Origin of the sequence: Psittacicella gerlachiana, from assembly GCF_003585965.1 — a bacterium.
GTDB classification, from domain to species: domain Bacteria; phylum Pseudomonadota; class Gammaproteobacteria; order Enterobacterales; family Psittacicellaceae; genus Psittacicella; species Psittacicella gerlachiana.
The window spans coordinates 1-4,532 of sequence record NZ_NRJF01000122.1 but is presented as its reverse complement, the minus strand read 5'-3'; the positions used below and the strand labels follow the sequence as shown (position 1 = coordinate 4,532).

Annotated in this window: 4 protein-coding genes; all 4 read left to right on the top strand. The window is 33.7% G+C overall.

Annotated elements, in window-relative coordinates:
* Positions 1-122 precede the first annotated feature (122 nt).
* The 4 genes from pepD to nhaA all read left to right on the top strand — a co-directional run bounded on the left by pepD (position 123) and on the right by nhaA (position 4,506).
* Positions 123-1,589, top strand: a complete 1,467-nt coding sequence (pepD, locus tag CKF59_RS04610; protein WP_119534803.1) for a beta-Ala-His dipeptidase — start codon at positions 123-125, stop codon at positions 1,587-1,589.
* A gap of 129 nt (positions 1,590-1,718) precedes the next feature.
* Entirely contained in the window at positions 1,719-2,468 is a 750-nt protein-coding gene (ubiE, locus tag CKF59_RS04605) for a bifunctional demethylmenaquinone methyltransferase/2-methoxy-6-polyprenyl-1,4-benzoquinol methylase UbiE (protein WP_119534802.1), read from the top strand.
* Positions 2,465-3,259: a thymidylate synthase gene (gene thyA / locus CKF59_RS04600; RefSeq protein ID WP_119534801.1), complete on the top strand. Its 795-nt coding sequence runs from the start codon at positions 2,465-2,467 to the stop codon at positions 3,257-3,259. Before ubiE ends, thyA begins: the two co-directional genes overlap by 4 nt.
* A 53-nt stretch (positions 3,260-3,312) precedes the next feature.
* The gene (gene nhaA / locus CKF59_RS04595) at positions 3,313-4,506 is read left to right on the top strand and encodes a Na+/H+ antiporter NhaA (RefSeq protein WP_119534800.1); all 1,194 of its coding nucleotides are present in this window, start codon (positions 3,313-3,315) and stop codon (positions 4,504-4,506) included.
* Positions 4,507-4,532: the final 26 nt, after the last annotated feature.

Sequence of the window (4,532 nt, the reverse complement as noted above, 5' to 3'; positions counted from 1 at the left end):
ATAAATTTTTTTCTTAATAGACAACAAAAATACAATTTTTTATGTTGCTACTTGCAAATAATCTCTTTAATTTGTTAAATTAAATGAGTAAACAGATAAAGTCATACTTTGGATGAGTTATTATGCAATCAAATATTAAAGAATTAAACCCTAAACTACTTTGGAAATGGTTTGACACTATATGTTCTATACCTCATCCAAGTTATCATGATGATCAACTAGCAGATTTCATTTACAATTGGAGTAAAGAAAAAGGCTTATTTGTAGAAAAGGATGAGGCAGGTAATCTTTTAATTAGAAAGCCGGCTACAGCAGGTTATGAAAATGTACCATCTATAGCTTTACAAGCACATATTGATATGGTACCCCAAGCGGATTCGCATAAAGAACATAACTTTCTGACCGATCCTATTTCTCCGGTAATTGATGGCGAATACTTATATGCTGATAATACCACTCTTGGTGCTGATAATGGAATCGGAGTAGCTTCAATCCTTGCCATCCTCGATGATGATCAACTTCAACATGGACCTATAGAAGGTCTTCTAACAAGAAATGAAGAAGTTGGCATGGAGGGTGCTATTGGCTTAGCTGAAAATTGGTTAAAATCAGAATATCTCATTAATACCGACACTGAAGAGTGGGGACAACTCTACCTAGGTTGTGCAGGTGGAGCAGACTTAACTTTCCATAGAGAATATACTTTTAAACCATTGAAAGAAAACTCTAAAGTGTTTACTATCTCTTTAAAAGGATTTAGAGGTGGACATTCAGGTTGTGATATTCATACAAATAGGGAGAGTGCTATAAAATATTTAAGCAAACTTCTCTACGCTATGTATCGTAATGTTAAGTTTAATTTAGTAGACCTTTACTCAGGACAAGCAAGAAATGCTATTCCCCGTGAATCCTATGCAACAGTGGCTGTAGTCGCTGAAAAAGAAGCAGTATTTTTACAAGCATTCCAAGAAGCACAGGAAAAGTTAAGTTCTATCTTTAAACTTGCCGAAACTAATGGTAAATACACTTTAACTCCAGTTGAACAAACTGAAAATTTACTCAGATTAAGTTGTTTAGACATGCCTAATCTTCTTAATTTCTTAGTACTAGTACCAAATGGAGTATTAAGATTCTCTGATGAGTTCGCTAATACTGTTGAAAGCTCTTTATCATGTGGAGTTTTACGTCTTAATCCTAACGATGGATTTAAGTATAAAATATTAGCACGTTCTACGGTTGATGTAGCCAATCAACTCTTTTGTGACGAGATGTTTGCTATCTCCCAATTAACTCAAATACCTTTAACTGTTTCGGGGGTATACTCAGGTTGGACTCCTACTTTTAATGAATTTACTACTTACGTAGAAAATGAATATAAAAAAGCGGTTGATGGTGAAGTAGAAGTTAAAGTGATTCATGCTGGACTTGAGTGCGGAATTTTACAAGGACACTATCCAAACCTAAAAATAGTTTCTATTGGACCTGATATCCATAATCCTCATACTCCAAAAGAAAGAGTCCATATAGAATCTGTAGCAAAATACTACCAATTACTACTTAATATTCTAAAAAATCTTAAAAATTTATAAAACTCTTAAAAAAGGTAACGTTAATTTGCGTTGCCTTCTTTTATGCTAGGAGACTTATTTCTTTACTTTTAAAGATTTAAACTCGATTTTAACATGCTATAATCTTATATAGAGTTTTATGGAGCTTATATGTCAAAAAACAAATACACTGATTTTGGGTTTAAACAAATACCTGTAGAGCAAAAAGAGCAATTAGTTGCAGGAGTTTTTGATTCGGTAGCTCAAAAGTACGATTTAATGAATGACATACTTTCTTTTGGTATTCATCGTAGCTGGAAAAAACATACCATTAATTGCAGTGGAGCTAAAGTAGGAGACCGTATTTTAGACTTAGCAGGTGGTACTGGAGATTTTACTGAAAAATTTAGTAAAATTGTAGGAGAATCTGGCGAGGTAACCTTATCTGACATAAATGCAAATATGCTTGCTGTTGGTAAGGAAAGATTGACTAATCAAGGAATTGTCAATAATGTTCGCTTTGTACAAGCAAATGCTGAGCAATTACCATTTCCTGACAACTATTTTGATGTAATTGTTATTAGCTTTGGTTTAAGAAATGTAACCAATAAGGATAAAGCTCTACAAGAGATGCATAGAGTCTTAAAAGTAGGTGGAAGAGCTTTAGTCTTAGAATTTTCTAAGCCTACAAACCAACTTCTTGAATCTATATATAATGTTTATTCATTCCAACTTTTACCTCTAATTGGTGATATAGTGGCAAAAGATGCAGACTCTTATCGCTATTTAGCCGAAAGTATTCGTAAACATCCTGATCAAGAAACCTTAAAACAAATGATGATTACAGCTGGATTTCAACAAGTAGGTTATCAAAACTTAACTGGAGGAATTACAGCTCTGCATAGAGGATTTAAATTTTGAAACAGTATTTAGATCTCCTCCAACATATCAAAGAAAACGGAGAATATAAATCAGACCGTACCGGAACTGGAACCTATTCCATTTTTGGTTATCAAATGAGATTTGATTTGAGCAAAGGATTCCCTCTAGTTACAACTAAAAAACTTCATTTAAGATCAATTATTCATGAGTTACTTTGGTTCTTAAATGGAGATACAAACATAAAATATCTCAATGATAATAAAGTAACCATTTGGGATGAATGGGCTGATGAAAATGGTGACTTAGGACCTATTTATGGTAAACAATGGGTATCTTGGGAAACCACCGATGGCAAAGTGATAAATCAAATCGCAAAGGCTATAGAGGATATAAAAAACAATCCTGATAGCAGACGTATAATTGTTAGTGCATGGAATGTTGGTGATTTAGATAAAATGGCTTTAGCTCCATGTCATGCTTTTTTCCAATTTTATGTTAATAACGGTAAACTATCCTGTCAGTTATATCAAAGATCTTGCGATGTGTTCTTAGGTTTACCATTTAACATCGCTTCTTACGCATTACTTGTGCATATGATGGCACAACAATGTGATTTAGAAGTTGGTGACTTTGTCTGGACAGGTGGTGATGTACATATTTATAAAAATCACCAAGAACAAGTAGATCTCCAACTCACAAGAGAGCCTTTCCCTCTTGCAAAACTAAATATCAAACGTAAACCAGAAACTATCTTTGATTATAAATTTGAAGATTTTGAAATCTTAGATTATCAAAGTCATAAAGCAATCAAAGCCCCAGTTGCGGTTTAAGTCTTTGTGATTATTTATTTTCAACTAATATTACTCGAGTATTTCAATTTATTATGCGCAAGTTCAAACAATTTTTTGAGAATGAAGCTTCAGGTGGAATTGTTTTAATTCTTTGTGCTGCTCTAGCATTAATTGTAGCTAACATTCCTTCTTTACAAGCTGTATACTCAAGCTTTCTTCATCACTATATAGACCTATCTATTGGAAGTTTTAAATTAATTCACTTAAGTGTTGAACACTTTGTTAATGATGCTTTAATGGCTATCTTCTTTATTACCGTAGCTATTGAAATTAAGCATGAAATGCTTCATGGGCATCTTTCTAGCTTTAAACAAGCTAGCTTCCCTTTCTTTGGTGCTCTTGGAGGAATGGTCGTTCCGATTTGCCTGTACTTTATGATCACTTTCCATGATCCACAGTTAATTCATGGGGCAGCGATTCCGATGGCAACAGATATTGCTTTTGCAATTGGGGTTCTATCACTATTAGGAAAATTAGTCCCTCCAGCTCTTAAAGTATTCTTACTTGCTTTAGCAGTTATCGATGACTTAGGGGCAATTATTATCATTGCCTTATTCTATACTTCAGATTTAAACATGGCTTACTTAGGTTGGGGGTTAGCTTCTCTTATCCTAATGTTTGTACTTAACCGTGCAAATGTAAAAGCTATCACTCCTTATGCTTTAATCGCTCTAGTAACTTGGTACTGCTTCTTAAACTCAGGAGTTCATGCAACAATAGCTGGTGTTCTTACAGGATTCCTTTTACCAAATAGAGATATTAATGGTCGTAACCCATCAAATGATGTTTTAAACTACTTCTCTCCTTATGTAAAATGGTTCATTATCCCATTATTTGCTTTTGCAAATTCAGGGGTTACTTTAGGAGATGTTAGCAGTGTAATTATGCCAAACATTCATTTAGTATTAGCAATCTTTGTAGGTCTGTTCGTTGGTAAACCAGTAGGAGTTTTCCTCTTCACCTACGTTGCTTCTAAATTAGGAATTACGGCAAAACCTCAATCTATGACTTGGAGTATGACTTTCTTTGTAGGTATTATTTGTGGTATTGGATTTACAATGTCTATCTTCATCGTAAATCTAAGCTTCCCAGGTGTTACTATGGAAGAGAAAGTACATATAGACATTGCAAGACTTAGTATTTTAGGTTCTTCAACAATAGCAGCTATTGTTGGTCTAATCTTTACAGGACTTAACCTAAAACGTCATGCAAAACTTAATGGTTAATTATTAAATCTTAGAATCTATAATTA